The following is a 958-nucleotide window of genomic DNA, read 5'->3' as shown; positions in this document are numbered from 1 at the left end:
CGCTGCGCGTCGCCCTGCAGAACCAGCGCGAACACCTGCTCGCTTTCGCCGGCCTGCTTGATGTCAAGCTGGCCGCCATCGCACGTGCCCACGCTGTCCCCGAGCCTCTCGTGCGGGAAGCCTGCATCCTGAACCGCCTGCCTACCACCTCACCTGCGTACTGGCAGGGGTGGAGTGAACTGCGAGCGCGGATGGGAAGCAAGTTCCACATCCTGTTTGACGCCGTGTGCCGGGCCATGGCCAGCACACCGCGCAGCAGCTCCCTCGTGGAAAACCTCAACTCGCGGCTGCGCACCTACTTCACCTTGCGCCGCCATCTCGGCGGCGCATACCTGGATCTGCTGCGGTTCTTCCTGAACCACCGCCGCTTCCTGCGCAGCCGGCATGCCGAGCGCCAGGGCAAGAGCCCGCGGGAGCTGATGACCGGCCAGTGCCATCCGCACTGGCTCACCCTGCTCGGCCTGGGACCGCTTCAGCCCCGGCGAGCTTGACGCGGGGAGGCTGACCGCCTCCCGCACATCACATCGCACGTCGACGTCCGGCCCTCACAGGCCGGCTCTCTTCGTGCGCCCGCGTTACCCGAAACTGGCCGATTCTGAACCACGCCGCCGCGGCTCGAGCGCACGGCATCGCGCCAGATCCCCTTGTCACGGATCTTGGCGCCGCGCCGCCGCTCGACGGAGTCGTCAGCGGCGATCACCAGCGGCTCGCCCTCTGGCACGAACGCCTTCTGCAACAGACCAAGCAGGATCCTCGCGCCCCGGAGGCCCGACCACTCCGCGCGCGAGAGAAAGCGGTGGAACCGGCTGAACCCCTTGTGCGTGCTGCCGTCCACCGCCCGCAAAGCCGCGCACACCGTCCGCCGGTTCACGCACAACAATGCTCCGGTCGCCAGCGCGACCGCATTCAGCCATGACGGCCGTATGAACATCGCCACAAAGGGCAGCAGCCACATCTT

2 protein-coding genes are annotated in these 958 nt (G+C 68.0%); one reads left to right on the top strand and one right to left on the bottom strand.

Going from position 1 to position 958, the window contains the following annotated elements:
- On the top strand, positions 1-491 hold a 491-nt coding region (locus tag Q7A36_RS40135; protein ID WP_305109381.1), incomplete at its 5' end, for a hypothetical protein.
- On the opposite strand, the gene Q7A36_RS40130 is transcribed toward Q7A36_RS40135, so the two are convergent.
- Positions 473-958, bottom strand: a 486-nt coding sequence (locus tag Q7A36_RS40130) for a transposase (protein ID WP_305109380.1), incomplete at its 5' end; no start/stop codon positions are given. The genes Q7A36_RS40135 and Q7A36_RS40130 overlap by 19 nt on opposite strands.

This window comes from Paracraurococcus lichenis (assembly GCF_030657435.1).
Lineage (GTDB): Bacteria > Pseudomonadota > Alphaproteobacteria > Acetobacterales > Acetobacteraceae > Paracraurococcus > Paracraurococcus lichenis.
The sequence above is the reverse complement of the archived record's forward strand: the minus strand, read 5'-3'. Positions and strand labels throughout refer to the sequence as shown.